This window comes from Sphingomonas sp. BL2 (assembly GCF_056680015.1).
Genome location: NZ_CM155261.1, coordinates 2,738,608 through 2,756,555 on the forward strand (window position 1 = coordinate 2,738,608; position 17,948 = coordinate 2,756,555).

The 17,948-nt window shown below is 65.0% G+C and carries 16 protein-coding genes; 7 read left to right on the plus strand and 9 right to left on the minus strand.

Annotated features, from left to right (window positions below; all coding sequences use genetic code 11):
• Positions 1–9: 9 nt before the first annotated feature.
• Positions 10–393 carry a VOC family protein gene (locus tag AC1ME3_RS12810; protein ID WP_480953451.1) on the plus strand — a complete coding sequence of 128 codons (384 nt, stop codon included), beginning with the start codon at positions 10–12 and terminating at the stop codon, positions 391–393.
• A complete protein-coding gene (fghA, locus tag AC1ME3_RS12815; protein WP_480955827.1) occupies positions 393–1,229 on the plus strand; it encodes an S-formylglutathione hydrolase in 837 nt (278 codons plus the stop codon). Before AC1ME3_RS12810 ends, fghA begins: the two co-directional genes overlap by 1 nt.
• A gap of 359 nt (positions 1,230–1,588) precedes the next feature.
• Here the strand turns inward: fghA and AC1ME3_RS12820 are convergent, their stop codons facing one another.
• Positions 1,589–4,549 (minus strand): TonB-dependent receptor, encoded by a 2,961-nt coding sequence (locus AC1ME3_RS12820; protein WP_480953452.1) that lies wholly within the window; start codon positions 4,547–4,549, stop codon positions 1,589–1,591.
• Positions 4,550–4,821: 272 nt separating this feature from the next.
• Here AC1ME3_RS12820 and folE point away from each other — a divergent pair, with 272 nt between their 5' ends.
• The 4 genes from folE (at position 4,822) to AC1ME3_RS12840 (ending at position 7,264) form a co-directional block, all read left to right on the plus strand.
• Positions 4,822–5,391, plus strand: coding sequence for a GTP cyclohydrolase I FolE (gene folE / locus AC1ME3_RS12825; RefSeq protein WP_480955828.1), 570 nt, complete (start codon positions 4,822–4,824; stop codon positions 5,389–5,391).
• Entirely contained in the window at positions 5,391–6,149 is a 759-nt protein-coding gene (locus AC1ME3_RS12830) for an SDR family NAD(P)-dependent oxidoreductase (protein WP_480953453.1), read from the plus strand. The genes folE and AC1ME3_RS12830 overlap by 1 nt, the downstream gene beginning before the upstream one ends.
• Positions 6,142–6,492: a dihydroneopterin aldolase gene (locus AC1ME3_RS12835; RefSeq protein ID WP_480953454.1), complete on the plus strand. Its 351-nt coding sequence runs from the start codon at positions 6,142–6,144 to the stop codon at positions 6,490–6,492. Before AC1ME3_RS12830 ends, AC1ME3_RS12835 begins: the two co-directional genes overlap by 8 nt.
• A 94-nt stretch (positions 6,493–6,586) precedes the next feature.
• A complete protein-coding gene (locus tag AC1ME3_RS12840) occupies positions 6,587–7,264 on the plus strand; it encodes a type 1 glutamine amidotransferase domain-containing protein (protein WP_480953455.1) in 678 nt (225 codons plus the stop codon).
• Positions 7,265–7,306: 42 nt separating this feature from the next.
• On the opposite strand, the gene leuA is transcribed toward AC1ME3_RS12840, so the two are convergent.
• The 6 genes from leuA to miaA form a co-directional block, all read right to left on the minus strand.
• On the minus strand, positions 7,307–8,965 hold the full coding sequence (gene leuA, locus AC1ME3_RS12845; RefSeq protein WP_480953456.1) for a 2-isopropylmalate synthase: 1,659 nt from the start codon (positions 8,963–8,965) through the stop codon (positions 7,307–7,309).
• Between the two features lie 194 nt (positions 8,966–9,159).
• Complete coding sequence (locus tag AC1ME3_RS12850; RefSeq protein WP_480953457.1) at positions 9,160–9,765, minus strand: YceI family protein; 606 nt, start codon at positions 9,763–9,765, stop codon at positions 9,160–9,162.
• A gap of 482 nt (positions 9,766–10,247) precedes the next feature.
• Positions 10,248–11,267 (minus strand): ketol-acid reductoisomerase, encoded by a 1,020-nt coding sequence (gene ilvC, locus AC1ME3_RS12855; protein ID WP_480953458.1) that lies wholly within the window; start codon positions 11,265–11,267, stop codon positions 10,248–10,250.
• 209 nt (positions 11,268–11,476) lie between these two features.
• The gene (gene ilvN / locus AC1ME3_RS12860) at positions 11,477–11,992 is read right to left on the minus strand and encodes an acetolactate synthase small subunit (protein WP_056048113.1); all 516 of its coding nucleotides are present in this window, start codon (positions 11,990–11,992) and stop codon (positions 11,477–11,479) included.
• Positions 11,993–12,129: 137 nt separating this feature from the next.
• The gene (locus AC1ME3_RS12865; RefSeq protein ID WP_056048115.1) at positions 12,130–13,878 is read right to left on the minus strand and encodes an acetolactate synthase 3 large subunit; all 1,749 of its coding nucleotides are present in this window, start codon (positions 13,876–13,878) and stop codon (positions 12,130–12,132) included.
• Between the two features lie 82 nt (positions 13,879–13,960).
• Positions 13,961–14,890 carry a tRNA (adenosine(37)-N6)-dimethylallyltransferase MiaA gene (gene miaA, locus AC1ME3_RS12870; protein WP_480953459.1) on the minus strand — a complete coding sequence of 310 codons (930 nt, stop codon included), beginning with the start codon at positions 14,888–14,890 and terminating at the stop codon, positions 13,961–13,963.
• Between miaA and serB the strand changes: the two genes are divergently transcribed.
• On the plus strand, positions 14,883–15,764 hold the full coding sequence (serB, locus tag AC1ME3_RS12875; RefSeq protein ID WP_480953460.1) for a phosphoserine phosphatase SerB: 882 nt from the start codon (positions 14,883–14,885) through the stop codon (positions 15,762–15,764). The two genes, miaA and serB, sit on opposite strands and share 8 nt — an antisense overlap.
• 145 nt (positions 15,765–15,909) lie before the next feature.
• Here serB and AC1ME3_RS12880 read toward each other — a convergent pair whose 3' ends face one another.
• Both AC1ME3_RS12880 and AC1ME3_RS12885 read right to left on the minus strand, forming a co-directional pair.
• Complete coding sequence (locus AC1ME3_RS12880) at positions 15,910–16,392, minus strand: hypothetical protein (protein ID WP_480953461.1); 483 nt, start codon at positions 16,390–16,392, stop codon at positions 15,910–15,912.
• Between the two features lie 354 nt (positions 16,393–16,746).
• Positions 16,747–17,817 (minus strand): SPOR domain-containing protein, encoded by a 1,071-nt coding sequence (locus AC1ME3_RS12885; RefSeq protein WP_480953462.1) that lies wholly within the window; start codon positions 17,815–17,817, stop codon positions 16,747–16,749.
• Positions 17,818–17,948 lie beyond the last annotated feature (131 nt).

Below are 17,948 nucleotides of genomic sequence, written 5' to 3' on the forward strand. Positions count from 1 at the left end.
GGCGGGGCCATGTTCAGTCACATCATGCTCGGCGCCGACGATATCGCGGCGTCGAAGGCGTTCTACGACGCGGCTTTGGGCGCGCTCGGCGTTCCCCAGGGCGTCGTCGATGAATGGGGGCGGGTGGTCTACGCACACGCTGGCGGCCGTTTCCTGCTGACGAAGCCGATCGACGGGCAGCCGGCGAGCCACGGCAACGGTAGCACGATGGGGTTCGTCGCCGCCTCGCCCGAGGCCGCCAATGCGTGGCACGCTGCGGGCCTCGCAAACGGCGGCACCGCCTGCGAGGATCCGCCCGGTATCCGCCAGGGTACCGCGGGTCGCACGCTCTATCTCGCCTATCTGCGCGATCCGTCGGGCAACAAGCTCTGCGCATTGCACCGGGTCGCATGATGGAGACCGTCTCCACCAGCAAGGCGTATGGCGGTACGCAGGGCGTGTATCGCCACGCCTCGACTGCGACCGACACGGACATGACCTTCGCGGTCTACGTGCCGCCGCATGACGAGGGCGCGCGGTTGCCGGTGCTGTGGTTCCTGTCGGGGCTGACCTGCACGCACGCCAACGTCATGGACAAGGGCGAGTATCGGCGTGCGTGCGCCGAACTGGGCGTCATCCTGGTCGCGCCGGATACCTCGCCACGCGGGGACGACGTGCCGGACGACGATGCGTACGACTTCGGCAAGGGCGCGGGCTTCTACGTCGATGCGACCGAGGAGCCCTGGGCGAAGAATTTCCGGATGCGGACGTATGTCGAGGACGAGCTGCCAGCACTGATCGCGGCGGAGTTTCCGATGGCGGACATGGCGCGGCAGGGGATCTTTGGCCACTCGATGGGCGGGCATGGTGCGCTGACGATCGCGTTGCGCAATCCCGAGCGCTTCCGGAGTGTGTCAGCGTTCGCCCCGATCGTCGCGCCGTTGCAGTGCGCTTGGGGCGAGAAGGCGCTCGGCGGATATCTCGGACCGGATCGGACGACGTGGCGGGCGTACGACGCGTGCGCGCTGATCGAAGATGGCGCGCGGGTGAAGGACATCCTGGTCGATCAGGGCGATGCAGACGGTTTCTTGGTCGAGCAGCTGAAGCCGGAGTTGCTGGCAGACGCGTGCAAGGCAGCGGGGATCGACCTGACGTTGCGGATGCAGCCAGGGTATGATCACAGCTACAATTTCATCTCGACCTTCATGGCGGATCACGTCGCTTGGCATGCGGAGCGGCTGACGCGCTAACCGTGGCCTTGATGTTCCAAGTCTATCGGACTGCCGGTCGTGGCTCACCCCTCGCCGCCTTGGGCGTCTGTCCTATCCCTACGGGAGACGGCAAGGGTCCGCGGCGTCTTCGCCGTGGGAAGGGCGGGGCAAGGGAGTAGGTGTCGTCATGTCGGCGCTCGTGCCGGGCGGGGCGCGCATCGCCAGTCTGACGAAGGTCGGGCCCAGAGCTGAGTACCGGAGCGTTCGTCACCCCGTGTCCTGACGTTCGTCAGGACGACGGTGATGCGCAAGCCGACTCAATCGGCTCTGATCCTCCCCTGGCGGGGAGGATCAGTTAGATCGCTGTCCCATCCTGCGGGCTTGCATCGAGCGTCCGCTCAGAACTTGAACCCTGCCGCAACGCCGTACCGCCGCGGTTCGATCGTGAAGATGTTCGTGAACAGTCCGGCCGACTGATCGGTCACATACTGTCCGGTGACCGCGTTGTTGTTGGTTAGGTTCTGCACGAAACCCCTGACGTAGAAGCGGTCTTCGCGAGCGTTAAGTTGGACCTGCATGTTGATCACTTCATAGCCCGGGACCCGGTCGACGAAGTTGTTGAAGATGCTCGCCGAGAATCCCCCGGTATAGTTGAGATCGGCCCGCGGAACGATGCTCATGCCGTTGGCGAAGTCGATCGTGTACTGCGCCCCGACTGCCCATTTGTACGTCGGCGCCTGGGGCAGGCGGTTGCCGCGGATGTTGACGTTCACGCCATCGAGCACTGAAACACCACTGGCAGCGGCGTTCGCGCCGAGCGCGCTGCAGATGCCAAACGCGCCGGTCGCAGCCACCGTCGGGATCGCCGTCGGCGCGCGTAAGCCGATCCGCGAATTGACCGCCGCGACATAACCGTTCGACAGCGCGGCATTGCCCGCCACGTTCGGCACGACGACGCAATTCGACGCATTGGTGATATCCTTGATGATCACCGCATCCGAGCGCCCGCCCGACACGTCGCGCGGGTTTACCAGGAACTTGTCGCTCGACACCTTCGAATGCAGGTAGCTTGCGTTCATGTTGACCACGAACGCCGGGATCGGACTCAGGATCGCCTCCGCCTCGACGCCGTAGATATCGGCGTTGACGTTGTCATTGACGGAGGTGCGCGCCACGATCCGGCTCAGCTGCAAATTCTTGTATTGATAATAGAAGCCGGTGAGGTTCAGCCTGAGCTGGCCGCCGCCAAAGGTGTTCTTCGATCCGATCTCGTAGGCGTTGACCTGTTCGGGCAGGAACGTGCTGCTGACGTTGAACATCGGTAGCAGTGGCGGGTTGATCCCACCCGATTTGTAGCCGCGCGAGTAGGACGCGTAGAGCAGATTGTTCTCGGTGATCCGGTAGTCGAGCACCGCGCGCCCGGTTAGCCGCGAGAAGCTGACCTGCGCGTTGGCGAACTCCTGACGCCCCGGCAGGTTCGGGTCGAAATCGACCGTGCCATAGTTCAGCCCCTGCTCGATACCCGTTGCGCCGATCGGCGTCAGTACGTTCAGCGCGAGGTTGCGTGCCTCGTCGGTCTTCTTGTCGTGATTGTAGCGCAGGCCGACGGTCAGTTTCAGCTTGTCGGTAAACTTGAAATACGTCTCGCCGAAAATGCCATAGGATTTCAGGCGGAACTCGGTGTCACTGTTGCGATAAAAGGGCGTAGACAGGAAATATCCGTTGCCCGCGGGCAGTCCTGCACCCGCTGCATTCGCCGAGCCGAGGATGCCGGACGCATAGTCGAGGCCGAAAGAATTGACAAAATAATCGGTATTGGTCGACTTGCTGTCGACATAGATGCCGCCCAGCAGGAAGTTAAACATCCCGTCGAAATTGCTGTCGAGGTGCGCTTCGGCGGAATATTGACGGTTCTTCTGGCGCGATCGATCGAAGTCCAAGCTCTGCGGGTAGCAGCCGATCGAATTGCCGCCATAGATGCCGACATTGTTCGGATCCGCCGCTGATTGGCAGGCGCCGCCGGCAGGGCCATTGGGGATCAGTGCCTGACGCACGCCGCCGAGGAACGCGAACGGCGATCCCGTCCGGGCCAGCGCATTAAGCGTGGCGAGCCCGACATTGTTGGTCAGCGGGTTCTCGACCGCGAGATTATAGTCGGCGGTGCTGTCGACGACGTTGCGCGTGTAGCCGCCCGTGAAGTTCAGGCTGACCGGGCCGAAATCATGGAAGATCTTGGCGGTATATTGCTCTTCTTCGGCGAAATAGGTCGGGCTGTAGTCCAGCGACACGGTGCGCACGTCGTTCGGGTTGACGACCCCGGTATAGGTGTCCTGACCGTACAGGCTCTGTAGGCCGAAGCGCGCCAGCGCCGGGTTGTTGACCGCAAAGAACTCGTTCGAACTGAGTACCGCGGACAGCGTCGAATTGCCGTTCGCGGTTTCGTTGGCGAGCCGGTCGGGCAGGCAGCCCAAGACGCCGGTGGGATCACGGTGGCAGAGTTGCTTTTGCAACCGCGAGCGATCATCCTTCTCGCGGAAATAATAGCCGATCAGGTCGATCCTGGTGTCGCTGGTCGGCTCCCACGACAACGTGCCGCGGATCGAATACAGGTCGCGCCCGTCGATCTTGCGGCCATCATAGAGGTTCTTGGTATACCCGTCGCGGTTGAGATAGGTGCCCGCGACGCGGACACCGAGTGTGTCGGTGAAGGGGAGGTTCAGCATCGCCTTCACACGCTTCGAATCGTAATTGCCGTATTCGAACTCGGCCGCCGAATGCACGCCGGATAGGTCGGGCTTTGCCGAGATGAAGTTGACCACGCCCGATGTAGCGTTGCGGCCGAACAGCGTACCCTGGGGCCCGCGGAGGACCTCGATCCGCTCCAGGTCGAAGAACTCGCTTTCGAACAGGCGCGTCGTCACCAGTGGCATGTCGTTGACGTGGATCGCGGTCGCGGTGTCGCAGGTCGCGCCGGTGCAGAGATCGCCGATCCCGCGGATCGTGAAGCTCGACGTCGTAAAGTTGGTCTTGGTGAAAGTGACGTTAGGCAGCGTCTGCTGCAGCGCGCTCGGGTTGACGATTTGCTGCTTGGCGATGTTGTCAGCGGTAAAGGCACTCACAGCGATCGGAACATCCTGCAAACGCTGCGATTGGCGTTGCGCGGTAATCACGATATCCTGTGACGCGTAGGCGCTCGACGGCGTGTCGGCTTGCGTCGTCTGGGTAGACGGTGCTTCCTGGCCCGGCCCGTTGGTGGGGGCGGTGTTTTCAGCGGATGTCGTGGTGGCCGTCTGGGCTATTGCCGGCGCAATCGACAGGAGTATCATCGCCGAAGCGGCGAGCAATTCGAACTTGGCCATGTCAGTCCTCTCCCCGATCGCGCCGGTCTGTGCCGATTCACGATTTAGTTTTTCAGGTATGGCGAAGTAACGACGAAAACGATCTAACGTCAACGCATTTTGAGCCCCGAAATACGGGGATTTACGGCGCGTTGCTGAAATGAAACAGTTGCAAAAGAGGACCCATGTTCTGATGGTTGGGTATGCTGACAAAGGGTGTTGCGATGCGGGATGAACTGAACGGGTCCCATGGGCGGCCGGTTGAAGCCGATGTACTCGGTCCCGACGGCAAGATGATTGTGCCCGATGACGTAGCGTCGGCGATCCATACGCTGATCCGCTGGGCAGGCGACGATCCGACCCGCGAGGGCCTGCTCGACACGCCGCGTCGTGTTGCACGTGCGTGGAAGGAATATTGCGCGGGCTATGGCGACGATCCGGCCAAACACCTCGAACGCGTGTTCGAGGAAGTCGGCGGCTATGACGAGATCGTGCTGCTCAAGGACATCCCGTTCCAATCGCATTGCGAGCATCACATGGCGCCGATCATCGGCAAGGCGCACATCGCCTACCTGCCGCGCAATCATGTCGTCGGCATCTCGAAGCTCGCGCGTGTGCTGCACGGCTTCGCACGCCGGCTGCAGGTTCAAGAGCGGCTGACCGCGGAAGTGGCCGACTGCATCTGGGACAATCTGAAGCCGCAGGGCGTCGCGGTGGTGATCGAGGCGAGCCATGCCTGCATGACCGCGCGCGGTGTCCGCACGCCGGGGGTGACGATGGTCACGAGCCGGATGATGGGCGTGTTCCGCGACGACGAGCGCAGTCGCAAGGAAGTGCTGGCGTTGATGGGGCGCGGCGTTTGATGCGAACCGTGCTGGTCACGGGCGGGGCGAAGCGGCTGGGCGCGGCAATCGTTCGGCGGCTGGCGGCGGACGGGCATGCCGTGGTTGTGCATCAGGGACATTCTCCCGACGAGGCGGCCGCACTGGTGGCGGAGATCGTCGACGGGGCAGGGCGTGCTGCTTCGGTAGCGGGCGACCTGAGTGACCTCGGCACGATCGGCGACCTGTTCGCGGCGGCACGCTCGGCGATTGGCAGGCCGATCGACGGGTTGGTGAACTGCGCGTCGAAGTTCGAGTTCGACCGACCGCCGGCCGTCGATCCGGTACTGTTCGCCGAGCTTGGCGCGATCAATTGCGGCGCGCCGGTGCTGCTGGCCTCCGCGCTGGCGTCGCAGGACGACGTCGCGGATGGCGCTGTGGTCAATGTGCTCGACCAGAAGGTGGCCAACCTCAACCCGGACTTCTTCTCGTATAGCTGCGGCAAGATCGCGCTGGAGGGGGCGACGACGATGCTGGCGCAGGCGCTCGGCCCACGTATCGCAGTGAATGCGGTGTCGCCGGGTCTGACGCTGCCGAGCGGTGACCAGAGCGACGAGGAGTTCGCGGCGGTGGCGAGTGACAACCTACTGAAGCGACCGGTCGGTACTGAGGCGGTCGCGGACGCGGTCGCGTGGGTGCTGACCGCAAGAGGCGTGACGGGGCAGAATGTGTTCGTCGATTGCGGGCAACGGTTTCTGACGCGAGACGGCGACGTGATGTTCGAGGGGCGAAATGGCTGAATTCACGACGATCCTGGACGGACTCGAGGTGATGATGCGCCTCGGCATTCACCCGCACGAGGTCGCGCCACAACGCGTGGTTGTCTCGGTCGAGATGACGGTCGTGTATCCAGCCCCGCTCGGCGAGGATGCGATCGGGGAAGTGCTCGATTACGACTTCGTCCGCGCAGGCATCCTGGCGATGGTAGCGGAGCGCCCGTTCGCTCTTCAAGAGACGCTGTGCGAGGCGATCGCTGCGCTGTGCCTGGGTGACGAACGGGTGAGGCGGGTCGAGATCGAGACGGTGAAGACCGACGTCTACCCAGACGCCGCGATCGGCTGCCGGATCGTGCGGGAGCGATAGTCCCTCGACCGGACGCATTTGGTTTTCCAGTCGTAAGGTGCCGATCCAAGAGCCGGTTCGTTCTCTCCCCACGAACCTGATCCGGAGACCAAAGTTGAAAATTCTCGTCGTCCTCACCTCGCATGCCGATCTCGGCGATACCGGCCGCAAGACCGGCTTCTGGCTCGAGGAGCTCGCCGCGCCCTATTACGTGTTCAAGGACGCCGGCGTGGACATCACGCTCGCGTCGCCGGCGGGCGGCCAGCCGCCACTCGATCCGAGCAGCGCCAAGCCCGACGCGCAGACCGATGCGACGCGGCGGTTCGACGCCGATGCGGAGGCCACCGCGGCGCTCGCCGATACGCGCAGACTGTCGGATATTCGGATCGCCGATTATGACGCAGTGTTCTATCCCGGTGGGCACGGGCCGCTCTGGGATCTCGCCAACGATCCGGCATCAATCGCTTTGATCGAGACCGCGATCGGTGCAGGCAAGCCCGTCGCCCTCGTCTGCCACGCACCCGGCGTGCTTCGCGACGTGAAGGCTGCCGATGGCGCGCCGCTGGTAAAGGGCAAGACCGTCACCGGCTTCACCAACAGCGAAGAGGCGGCGGTCGGGCTCAGCGAGGTCGTGCCGTTCCTCGTCGAGGACATGCTGCAGCAGAAGGGCGGCAACTACTCCAAGACCGCAGACTGGGGCGTGTACGTGGTCGAGGACGGCCTGCTGATCACCGGCCAAAACCCCGCCTCGTCGGCAAAGGCGGCACAGGCGTTGCTGGCGAAGCTGGCGTAAGGTTAAACGGCCACCGTTCAGCCGGTGGCCGTATTTTAAAGTTCAGGCGCGGTTGGCGGCGCTCAGGACCGCACGCACCGAGGCAGTGGCAATGTCGGTATCCATGCCGACTCCGAACACCGTCCGACCCTCGGCAGTCCGGCATTCGACATACGCCGCCGCCTGCGCGTCCGCCCCGTGGCCGATCGCGTGCTCGTTGTAATCGACGACGTCGAGCGTAGGCCCGGTCGACTCCGCGATCGCCGCGATCACACCCGAGATCAAGCCGTTGCCGCGCCCCGAGATCGACCGCTCCTCGCCATCGATCGCGACGCGACCGATGAACACGCGCTGCCCCGAGGCGCCGCTTTCCTCGTAGTCGCGCAGTTCGACCCGGTCGTCCGCCTGCGGCATGTAGGTCCGCTCGAACAGGCTCCAGATATCCGCGGCGTTCAACTCGCGGCTGGTTTCGTCGGCATAGGCCTGGACGTGGCGGCTGAAGTCGGCCTGCAACCGCTTGGGCAGCTTCAGCCCCTTGTCCTGCTCGATCACCCAAGCGACGCCGCCCTTGCCCGACTGCGAATTCACGCGGATCACCGCCTCGTAGCTGCGGCCGAGATCGGCGGGGTCGATCGGCAGATACGGCACCTCCCACAGCGTGTCGTTCTTCGCCTCCTGCGCCGCGAAGCCCTTCTTGATCGCGTCCTGATGCGACCCGGAAAACGCGGTGAAGACTAGGTCGCCGGCATAGGGCGTGCGCGGGTGGACGGGGATGTTGGTGCAGTAATTGACCGTGTTCACGACGCCGTCGATGTCCGACAGGTCGAGCTTCGGATCCACCCCCTGCGTGTACATGTTGAGCGCGACGGTCACGAGATCGCAATTGCCGGTCCGCTCGCCATTGCCGAGCAGGCAGCCCTCGACGCGGTCCGCGCCCGCCATCATGCCAAGCTCCGCCGCCGCAACGCCGGTTCCCCGGTCGTTATGCGTGTGCAGCGAGATCGCCACCGCCTCACGGTTGCGGATGTTGCGGCCGAACCACTCGATCTGGTCGGCATAGATGTTCGGCGTAGCGCACTCGACGGTCGCGGGTAGGTTGAAGATGATCGGGTTCTCGGGCGTCGGCATCAGGACGTCCATCACTGCTTCGCAGACCTCGAGGCTGAAATCGAGTTCCGCGGTCGAGAAGGTCTCGGGGCTGTATTCGAACTGCCAGCGGACGTTCGGCTGCTTGGCGGCTTCGTCGCGCAGTACCTTGGCGCCGTCGATCGCGATCTGCTTCACCTGCGCGCGGTCCATCCCGAACACGATCTTGCGCCAGGCGGGGGAGACCGCATTGTACAGGTGCACGATCGCGGTCCTCGCGCCGACCAGGCTGGCGAAGCTCGTCTCGATCAGGTCGCGGCGCGACTGGGTCAGCACCTGGATCGATACGTCGTCGGGGATGCGGCCGGTCTTCACGAGGCCGGAGATAAAGTCGAATTCGGTCGCGCCGGCGCTCGGGAAGCCGACCTCGATCTCTTTCAGCCCGACCTTGCAGAGCAGGTCGAAGAAGCGCGTCTTCTTCTCTGCATCCATCGGGTCGATCAGCGCCTGGTTGCCGTCGCGCAGATCGGTCGAGAGCCAGCGCGGCGGCTTGACGATGGTCTTCGACGGCCATTGGCGGTCGGGCAGGTCGACTTGGGGGAAGGGACGGTATTTGGTCGATGGGTCGCGCAGCATGGCTCGTGTCTCTCGTGTCGTCGGGAGCGTTCGGGTCAGCCCTTAGGCGCGAGGCGCGGGGCATGGCCACCGCGCAAACGATCGGCGCGCCTAAGGGCGCGTAAGTCGAAGCAGCAGGAGGCGGCCGTGCGTCATTGATGGCGTCCTATCGCGCGGACACGTCCCGTGTCCAGCGCGATAGGGAAATTGGTATATTATTGCGCGGAGAACGCGGCGTTGATCGTCAGGTCGACCTTATCCGACACGACCGGGGCGTAGGCGCCGAGGTTGAAGTCGCTGCGCTTGATCGAGGTCGTCGCGTGGAAGCCGAAGTTGAGCTTCTTGTTCATTGGGTTCGCGCCTGCGCCGATGAAGGTCGCCTGGAGCACGACCGGCTTGGTGACGCCCTTGAGCGTGAGGTCGCCGGTGATCGTCGCCTTGTCGCCGGTCGCAACGACCTTGGTCGAGACGAACTTGGCGGTCGGGTAGGTCGCGGCGTCGAAGAAGTCCTTCGACTTCAGATGGCCCGCGAACGGCGCTGCGGTGACCGACAGCTGGTCGATCGCGAAGTTCACCTCGACCTTGGTCGCGTTCGGCTTGGCGGGATCGATCGTGATGCTGCCGCCCGATGCGCCGAGCTGCCCTTCGAGCATCGAGAAGCCCATGTGGTTGACCTGCCACGTGACCTGCGTGTGGTTCGGATCGACCGCGTAGGTGCCGGCGGCGACGCGTGCCTTGACGGGGGCGCCGGGGACGCCTGCGGTCTGCGCGAGAACGGGCGCGGCGGTGAGGGCGAGGATCGTGGCTAGGACTAGGCGCATGCGGGGACTCCTGTTGAACGCGCGATGCTGGCCGAGGGGAGGGGGCGCGTCAAACGACGTTATGCCAACGCTGTGTTTCGGAATTGGGTCGGTGGGCGTCGCGCTCCCGCTCCCGCTCCCGGTACAGTCCATCGCCAGCTCTCGTTCCCCCGCGGACGCGGGGCCCCAGCTAAACCACGATCACCGCCCGATACCCTGGACCCCCGCGTTCGCGAGGGAACAGTAAGGAGAGAGCGGCCCCAACCTCACAATACCACCCCGGCGAAGGCCGGGGCCCAGTTGGAAAGGTCGAGGTAACGGAGCGTAGTCGTCCGTTAGCAACGTCCCCCAACTGGGCCCCGGCCTTCGCCGGGGTGGTAGGGTAGGGGCAGGCTTCACGCTGACCTCAGGATTTTCCTCACGCCTGCCCGTCGGACCCGGCGAAGCCGTGCCCTATGGGCAGGCTCCGTCGTGCCGGCCGCGCTCACGCGCGTTCGCTTCGCTCAGTTGCGTTCGCGATCAACGAGTGCATTCTTCCCGATCCAAGGCATCATGCCACGCAGTTCCGACCCGATCTTCTCGATCGGATGCGCAAGCGCCTGCTTCCGCGCCGCCTTCAACTCAGGCTGCCCCGCGCGGTTGTCGAGGATAAAGTTCTTCACGAACCGCCCCGACTGGATGTCCGCCAGCACGCGCTTCATTTCGGCCTTGGTCTCCGCCGTGATGATCCGCGGACCCGTCGTGATGTCACCGTATTCGGCGGTGTTCGAGATCGAGTAGCGCATGTTGGCGATGCCGCCCTCATACAGCAGGTCGACGATCAGCTTGGTCTCGTGGAGGCACTCGAAATACGCCATCTCGGGCGCGTAGCCGGCCTCGACCAGCGTCTCGAACCCAGCCTGGATCAGGTGGGTGATGCCGCCGCACAGCACGGCCTGCTCGCCGAACAGGTCGGTCTCGCATTCTTCGCGGAAGTTGGTCTCGATGATCCCCGAGCGACCGCCGCCGACGCCGCTGGCGTACGCGAGGGCGATGTCATGCGCGTTGCCCGACTTGTCCTGGTCGATCGCGATCAGGCAGGGTACGCCGCCGCCGCGGACGTACTCGCTGCGCACGGTGTGGCCGGGGCCCTTCGGCGCGATCATGATGACGTCGAGATCGGCGCGCGGCTCGATCAGGCCGAAATGCACGTTGAGGCCGTGTGCGAACGCAATCGTCGCACCCTGCTTGAGGTTGTCGTGCAGGTCGGCAGCGTATATCGCCGCCTGATGCTCGTCGGGCGCGAGGATCATGACGATGTCGGCCCAGGCGGCGGCTTCCTTGTTCGACTTGACTGCGAAGCCCGCCTCGATCGCCTTCCTGGCGGTCGCCGAGCCTTCGCGGAGCGCGATCGCGACGTCCTTGACGCCCGAATCGCGAAGGTTCTGCGCATGCGCGTGACCCTGCGAGCCGTACCCGACGATCGCGATCTTCTTGTCGGTGATGAGGTTCAGGTCGGCGTCGCGATCGTAATACACACGCATTGGAAAGGTCCTTTCTGGAAGAATTGGGTCTTGAAGCGTCGGTGCCCTCAATCCGCCACGCCAGCGGCAAATCCCGTCATGCCAGCGAAAGCTGGTATCTCATACGGCTCTTGGCGGACAGGAGCCGGGGAGACCCCAGCTTTCGCTGGGGTGACGGTTAGGGGCGGGGTGAGATCGAAATGGGTGTCGATGAAGTCGGGTAGTGAAACTCAGGCCGGCTCTTTGCCGCGGGCGATCGCGACGATGCCGGTGCGGGCGACTTCGATGAGGCCGACTTCGCCCATGAGTTCGACGAACTTGTCGATCTTGTCGATCCCGCCGGTGACCTCGAACACGAAGCTCGACGTCGTCGCATCGACCACGCGCGCACGGTACACGTCGGCGAGGCGCAAAGCCTCGATCCGGTGGTCGCCGGTGCCGCGCACCTTCACCAGCGCCAGCTCGCGCTCGACGTGCGCGCCTTGTGCCGTAAGGTCGGTAACCTTGTGCACCGGCACCAGCCGGTCGAGCTGGGCAATGATCTGCTCCATCGTCGCCGGCGACGCGCTGGTGACGATGGTGATCCGGCTGACCGACTTGTCCGCGGTGATCTCGCTCACCGTCAGGCTCTCGATATTATAGCCGCGCGCGGTGAACAGGCCGGCGATCCGGGCGAGGATGCCGGGTTCGTTGTCGACGATGACGGCGAGCGTATGCCGCTCGGCCTTTTCCTGGGAAATGTGCATGGTTTCTTACTCTCCCCTTCCGCTTGCGGGAGGGGTCGGGGGAGGGGAGGCGAGGGCTGCCGATGCTGTGGGCGTCAGGCCCTCCCCTAACCCCTCCCGCAGGCGGGAGGGGAATTCGGTGGCGATCTGGGCTGCCATCACACCAGCGCCTTCGCTTCGTCGTCCATGGTGCCGGACACTTCGTTCGCCTGCAGGATCATGTCGGTATGCGCAGCGCCCGACGGGATCATCGGGAAGCAATTCGTCAGCTGCGACACGCGGCAATCGACGATCACCGGGCCATCATACGCCAGCATCTCGGCGATCCCGCTGTCGAGCTGGTCGCGCGTCTCGATCAGGATGCCCTTCCAGCCATACGCCTCGCCGAGCTTCACGAAATCGGGCAGCGAATCCGAATAGCTCTCGGCATAGCGGCTCTCGTAGGTGAGCTCCTGCCACTGGCGGACCATGCCCATATACTGGTTGTTGAGGATGAAGATCTTCACCGGCAACCGGTATTGCGAGGCGGTCGCCAGCTCCTGGATGTTCATCTGGATCGACGCTTCGCCGGCGATATCGATCACCAGCGCGTTCGGGTTGCCGAGCTGCGCGCCGATCGCCGCGGGCAGGCCGTAGCCCATCGTGCCGAGACCGCCACTGGTCAGCCACTTGTTCGGCTTCTCGAACCCGAAATGCTGCGCCGCCCACATCTGGTGCTGGCCGACCTCGGTCGTGATGATCGGCGAACGCGCGTGCGTGGCGTCGAACAGCGCCCGGATCGCGCGCTGCGGCATGATCTCGTTCGGGTCGTTCTCGGGGAAATCGAGACACTTCACCGCGCGCCAGCCAGCGATCCGACGCTGCCAGTCGGTCGTGTCGGGCTTCGGGTGCTGGCGGCTCTTCCAGATCCGCACCATGTCCTCGAGCGCATGGCCGACATCCGCGATGATGCCAAGATCGACGCGCACCGTCTTGTTCACCGACGAGCGATCGATATCGATATGCACTTTCCGCGAATTCGGGCTGAACGCGTCGAGCCGCCCGGTCACGCGGTCGTCGAAGCGCGAGCCGAGCGCGACGACGAGGTCGGCCTGGTTCATCGCCATGTTGGCCTCGTAAGTGCCGTGCATCCCGAGCATGCCGAGCCACTGCGGCCCCGATGCGGGATAGGCGCCGAGGCCCATCAAAGTCGACGTCACCGGCGCGCCGGTGATGCGGACGAGTTCGCACAGCAACTGGCTCGCGGCCGGGCCCGAGTTGATGATGCCGCCTCCGGTGTACAGGATTGGACGTTCGGCCGCGGCGAGCATGTCGACGAGCTGCTCGATCTGCGATTGGTCGGCCTTCACCTGCGGGCGATAGGTCTTGTGCTGGATCGGCCCAGGCTTCTTGTAGCGCGCGGTCGCGACCTGCACGTCCTTGGGAATGTCGACGACCACCGGGCCGGGACGACCCGACGTGGCGATGTGGAACGCCTCGTGGATCACGTCGCCAAGCTTGGCAGGATCCTTCACGAGGTAATTATGCTTCGAGCAATGGCGCGTGATGCCGACGGTATCGGCCTCCTGGAACGCGTCGGTGCCGATCAGCGCGGTCGGCACCTGGCCGGTGATCACGACCATCGGGATCGAGTCCATTAGCGCGTCGGTGATCCCGGTCACGGCATTGGTCGCGCCGGGGCCCGAGGTGACGAGCACCACGCCGGGCTTGCCGGTCGAGCGCGCATAGCCTTCCGCGGCATGCGTCGCAGCCTGTTCGTGGCGCACCAGAATGTGCTTGATCCGACCCGAGCGAAACAACGCGTCGTAGATCGGCAGCACGGCGCCACCCGGATAGCCGAAGACGACCTCCACGCCGAGATCGCACAGCGCCTCGATCAGGATATCGGCTCCACTCTTCTCGGTCATTTCATATCATCCTTTGCGAGAACGCTGCCTTTAGCGCCTCGTGGTGGGGCCGGCTACCGATATAAAAGATGCGTGTCAAACATCATATGAGCAATATAGTTTCAAATTGCTGCAAGCGCGTTGGGAGATCGAGCGCTTCGGTACGGGGCCAGGCGGCGGGCGGCTGGTGCCGGAGCCACGTATATTGGCGCTTGGCGTAGCGCCGCGTGGCGAGCGATCCGGCGTCGATGGCATCGGGTTTCGAGGTCTCGCCCCGAACCAGCGCGGCGATCTCAGGCACACCGATCGCGCGGCGGATCGGCGCGTCCTGCGGGATATCGGTGCGGGCGAGCAGCGCGGCGATCTCCTCGCGGCTGGTGTCGGCCATCTCGGCGAAGCGCCGGTCGATGCGCGCGTTGAGCCAGTCGCGGTCGGGGATCAGGATCAGCGCGCGGACGTCGATCGTGTCGCCGATCCCGCCGACGTTCTCGGTCTGCCAATCGGCGAGCGTGCGGCCGGTGCCGCGGACGACTTCGAGCGCGCGGGCGACGCGGGTGGTGTCGGCTGCGTTGAGCTTGGCGGCGGCTTGTGGGTCGAGTTGCGCGAGCGCGGCGTGCGCCTCCGCCACGGGTAGGGCGCGGACCTCCTCGCGGAGGGCCGGGTCGATCGCAGGGACGGGCGCTATGCCGTCGAGCAACGTGCGGATGTAGAGCCCGGTGCCGCCGACCAGGATCGGTAGCTTGCCCTCGGCCAGCGTGTCGCGGATCGCCAGCGTCGCCTCGGCGGCCCAGCTCGCAGCGGAGTAGGTCGCGTCGGCGGCGTCGACATGGCCGAACAGTTTGTGCGGGACGCTGGCCTCTTCCTCTGACGACGGCCGCGCGGTGAGGATGCGGAGGTCGGCATAGACCTGCGCGGAATCGGCGTTGATGACGACGCCGTCGTGGCGCGCGGCTACGGCCAGCGCGAGCGCAGACTTGCCGCTCGCGGTCGGCCCTGCGATGAGCGCGACCTTCGGGAGAGTTTCTATGTTCACGGCAACGCTTATAGCCTCGGGCACGCTGACCGCAGGCGATATTTCGACCGCGATGGACCGCCTGCGCGACGCCGGCTGCGCACCGGGTACGAGCGGCTGGATCGACGAGGGCGATGCCGCCGACCTGATCTTCGGCATGGCGCCGGATGCGGCGCGGGTCGCGCTCGAGGGGGCATTCGCTGCGACCGACGTGGTCGTGCAGTCGAGCCTGGCTCGCACGAAGAAGCTTCTAGTAGCTGACATGGACTCGACGATGATCACCGTCGAATGCATCGACGAACTCGCCGACTATGCCGGTATCAAGCCGCAGATCGCGGAGATCACCGAGCGCGCGATGCGCGGCGAACTGGACTTCGAAGCCGCACTCGACGCCCGCGTAGCACTGCTCAAGGGGCTGGCCGAAAGCGATATCGAACGCTGTCTCGCCGAGCGAGTCACGATCATGCCCGGCGCGAAGGCTCTCGTGCGGACGATGAGGTCGCGGGGCGCTCTCGCGGTGCTGGTGTCGGGCGGCTTCACGCGGTTCGCGGAGCCGGTTGCAAAGCAGATCGGCTTCGACCGCGCGATTGCCAACGTGCTGGAGATCGAGGGTGGCGTGCTGACGGGCAAGGTGACCAAGCCGATCGTCGGATCGAACACAAAACTCACGACGCTACGGGCCGCGATCGCCGAGCGGGGGATCGTGGTAGAGGAATCACTCGCGGTAGGTGATGGCGCGAACGATCTGGCGATGATCGAGTCTGCGGGATTGGGTGTGGCCTACCGCGCCAAGCCGATCGTCGCAGCGGCCGCAGCCGCCCGGATCGATCACGGCGACCTGACCGCGCTACTGTATGCGCAAGCCATCGCAAAGCGCGATTGGGTGCGGGACTAGCCGTCCCTGCGATCCTCCCCCGCTAGGGGGAGGTGGCGCCGAAGGCGACGGAGGGGGAGGACACGGAACGCTGGTTTCCCTTACCTCCCCCTCCGTCTGGCAAGTGCCAGCCACCTCCCCCTGGCGGGGGAGGATGCAAGTCGCGTCAGCCCTTCGCCAACGGCGTACCGCTCGCGTTGCACACATACATCGCGAGTTCCTCCCGCAACGGCAAACCCTTGATTGGCCGCAACGGGCCATCATGCGCTACGTTCGTCTCGACCAGCGCGCGGTTTGGGCCAACGCCCAGCACATGGAACAACCGCTTGCCGCAATCGGTCTCGGTGCGCGCATAGGCGACCTTGCCGTCATGTTCCTGCCGCAGGATCGCGATGATCGTGCCGCTGGCCGCTTTCCGTTCGCGCAACAGGAAATGCCGCGACGTCGGATCCGACGGGGTCGGCATAAGCCGCCCCTTCACGGTCAGTTGCTCGGGCTTGGGCACCGCCACTTCGGTCTCGGCCAGATTACGCAACGACACACCATTATCCCCCATCGCGTCGTTGCTGGTAGTCGCAGGCTGCTCGCCAGAACATGCGGCCAACAGCGTCGCTCCGGCAACTGCCAGCGCCAAGGTCTTCGAAATCATGCATCTAGCTCCCGGTCGATGTCGAAACGAAACGACCGGTCCGGCTATTTGATCCCTGCCGCACCCGATCGCTCGTCCGCTGGCCAAAGGCACGATCGCTCAGCGCGCCTTTTTGTCAGCCACCCGGTCCGCCCGCGCGACGGACTTCGGAGGGACGGCAGGTTCGCAGATGCGACGCGTCGGCTGGCACGCAATCCCGACCGTAGAACACCCTTTGACGCTCGGCGCGGTAGGGCACGCGCGGCACTGCTGCTTGATCTCGGTGCAAGTCGATGGCGCGGACAGCAACGCCAAGGTCAGGAAGAACATGCACACATCCTCGTCATGAGTATCGCCGCAGACCCGTACATTTGCTCAGGGCGCGACGATCACACACGCCACGCCAGACGCCGAGCAAGCCCGCGTAGCATCCGCCTTCGAGGCAAAGCCACCCGCCTGAAGCCGCGTCACGCCGCCCGCCTTCGCGTAGAAGGGCTGTGCACCGCGCAGCTTGCCGCGAACCTTGTTCCACTGCGTCTCGGCATTGCCCTGATCGCGGAACGCGCCAAGCTGGACGCGCCAATTGCCCGTCGCACGCACCGGCGCGAGCTTGGCCGCTACAGCTTTTGCCGGAGCAGGTTTTGCCGGCACAGGCTTGGGCGGCTTCACCTGCGCCTGCCTGACCGGTGCCGGCTCGCGCGTCGGCGTCGGTGTCGGTGTCGGGTCCCGCGTAGGGGCCGGTTCGCGGGTCGGCCCGGGAACGCGCGCAGGAAGCGAACTCGGCGGCAGCTTCGACGGACGCGGCGTGCTGGCGGTACGCGGCGGCGCCACCGGCGTTTGCCCGACGGTCGCACGCGAAGGCCCCGCCGGCGGGGACTGCAACGCATATTGCTGCGCCAGCGCGGTACCCTTCTCGCGGTCGGTGGGCGAGATATACTGGTCCATCTGCGCGAGCGTCTGCGAGGCCGACTGCAATCCCGACGCCGAGGCCCGCGTCATCAGCGCATAGGCCCGCGGGAAATCGCGCGGTATGCCGTCGCCGTTGAACAGCATCGTCCCGAGCACGAGCTGCGCCCGCGGCTCGCCGTGCGCGACCGATTTCTGCAGCCACGGCAGCGCATCCGTCTTCTTGCCGGCCTGGAACAGCGCGAGCCCGTAATTGTCCGCGGCCTGCACATGCCCCTGCAGCGCCGCCTTCCGGAACCAGCTCTCGGCCAGCACCGGATCCAGCGGTACGCCGCGCCCGAGCTTGTACGCCTGCGCCAGGTTGAACTGCGCGTCCGCATCGCCTGCCACAGCCAGCGGGCGCCACTCGGTGATCGCCCGCGGATAATCGCCCTTCGCCCAGGCATCGACGCCCGCCTTCACATCGGCGAACGCGGGGGCGGCGGCCAGCATTCCGCTCAACGCGATCGCACCCACCAAAAGCTTACGCCGAACCGTCATCGCCATCCCTCATACCGTCTTGCCGCCACCATGCCGCCGTTCGTCGCGCAAGGCAAAGGGCGACGGCTCCGGATGCCCAACATCGCGTGGCGGTAAGTCATTATGAAGTCGCGTTAACCGCTTCTTTAAAC

Bases quoted from the DNA above. Each gene is read 5' to 3' on its own strand.
- AC1ME3_RS12810 (WP_480953451.1), top strand. From the start codon at position 10: ATGTTCAGTCACATCATGCTCGGCGCCGACGATATCGCGGCGTCGAAG.
- fghA (WP_480955827.1), top strand. From the start codon at position 393: ATGGAGACCGTCTCCACCAGCAAGGCGTATGGCGGTACGCAGGGCGTG.
- AC1ME3_RS12820 (WP_480953452.1), bottom strand. From the start codon at position 4,549: ATGGCCAAGTTCGAATTGCTCGCCGCTTCGGCGATGATACTCCTGTCG.
- folE (WP_480955828.1), top strand. From the start codon at position 4,822: ATGATTGTGCCCGATGACGTAGCGTCGGCGATCCATACGCTGATCCGC.
- AC1ME3_RS12830 (WP_480953453.1), top strand. From the start codon at position 5,391: ATGCGAACCGTGCTGGTCACGGGCGGGGCGAAGCGGCTGGGCGCGGCA.
- AC1ME3_RS12835 (WP_480953454.1), top strand. From the start codon at position 6,142: ATGGCTGAATTCACGACGATCCTGGACGGACTCGAGGTGATGATGCGC.
- leuA (WP_480953456.1), bottom strand. From the start codon at position 8,965: ATGCTGCGCGACCCATCGACCAAATACCGTCCCTTCCCCCAAGTCGAC.
- AC1ME3_RS12850 (WP_480953457.1), bottom strand. From the start codon at position 9,765: ATGCGCCTAGTCCTAGCCACGATCCTCGCCCTCACCGCCGCGCCCGTT.
- ilvC (WP_480953458.1), bottom strand. From the start codon at position 11,267: ATGCGTGTGTATTACGATCGCGACGCCGACCTGAACCTCATCACCGAC.
- ilvN (WP_056048113.1), bottom strand. From the start codon at position 11,992: ATGCACATTTCCCAGGAAAAGGCCGAGCGGCATACGCTCGCCGTCATC.
- AC1ME3_RS12865 (WP_056048115.1), bottom strand. From the start codon at position 13,878: ATGACCGAGAAGAGTGGAGCCGATATCCTGATCGAGGCGCTGTGCGAT.
- serB (WP_480953460.1), top strand. From the start codon at position 14,883: ATGTTCACGGCAACGCTTATAGCCTCGGGCACGCTGACCGCAGGCGAT.
- AC1ME3_RS12880 (WP_480953461.1), bottom strand. From the start codon at position 16,392: ATGATTTCGAAGACCTTGGCGCTGGCAGTTGCCGGAGCGACGCTGTTG.
- AC1ME3_RS12885 (WP_480953462.1), bottom strand. From the start codon at position 17,817: ATGACGGTTCGGCGTAAGCTTTTGGTGGGTGCGATCGCGTTGAGCGGA.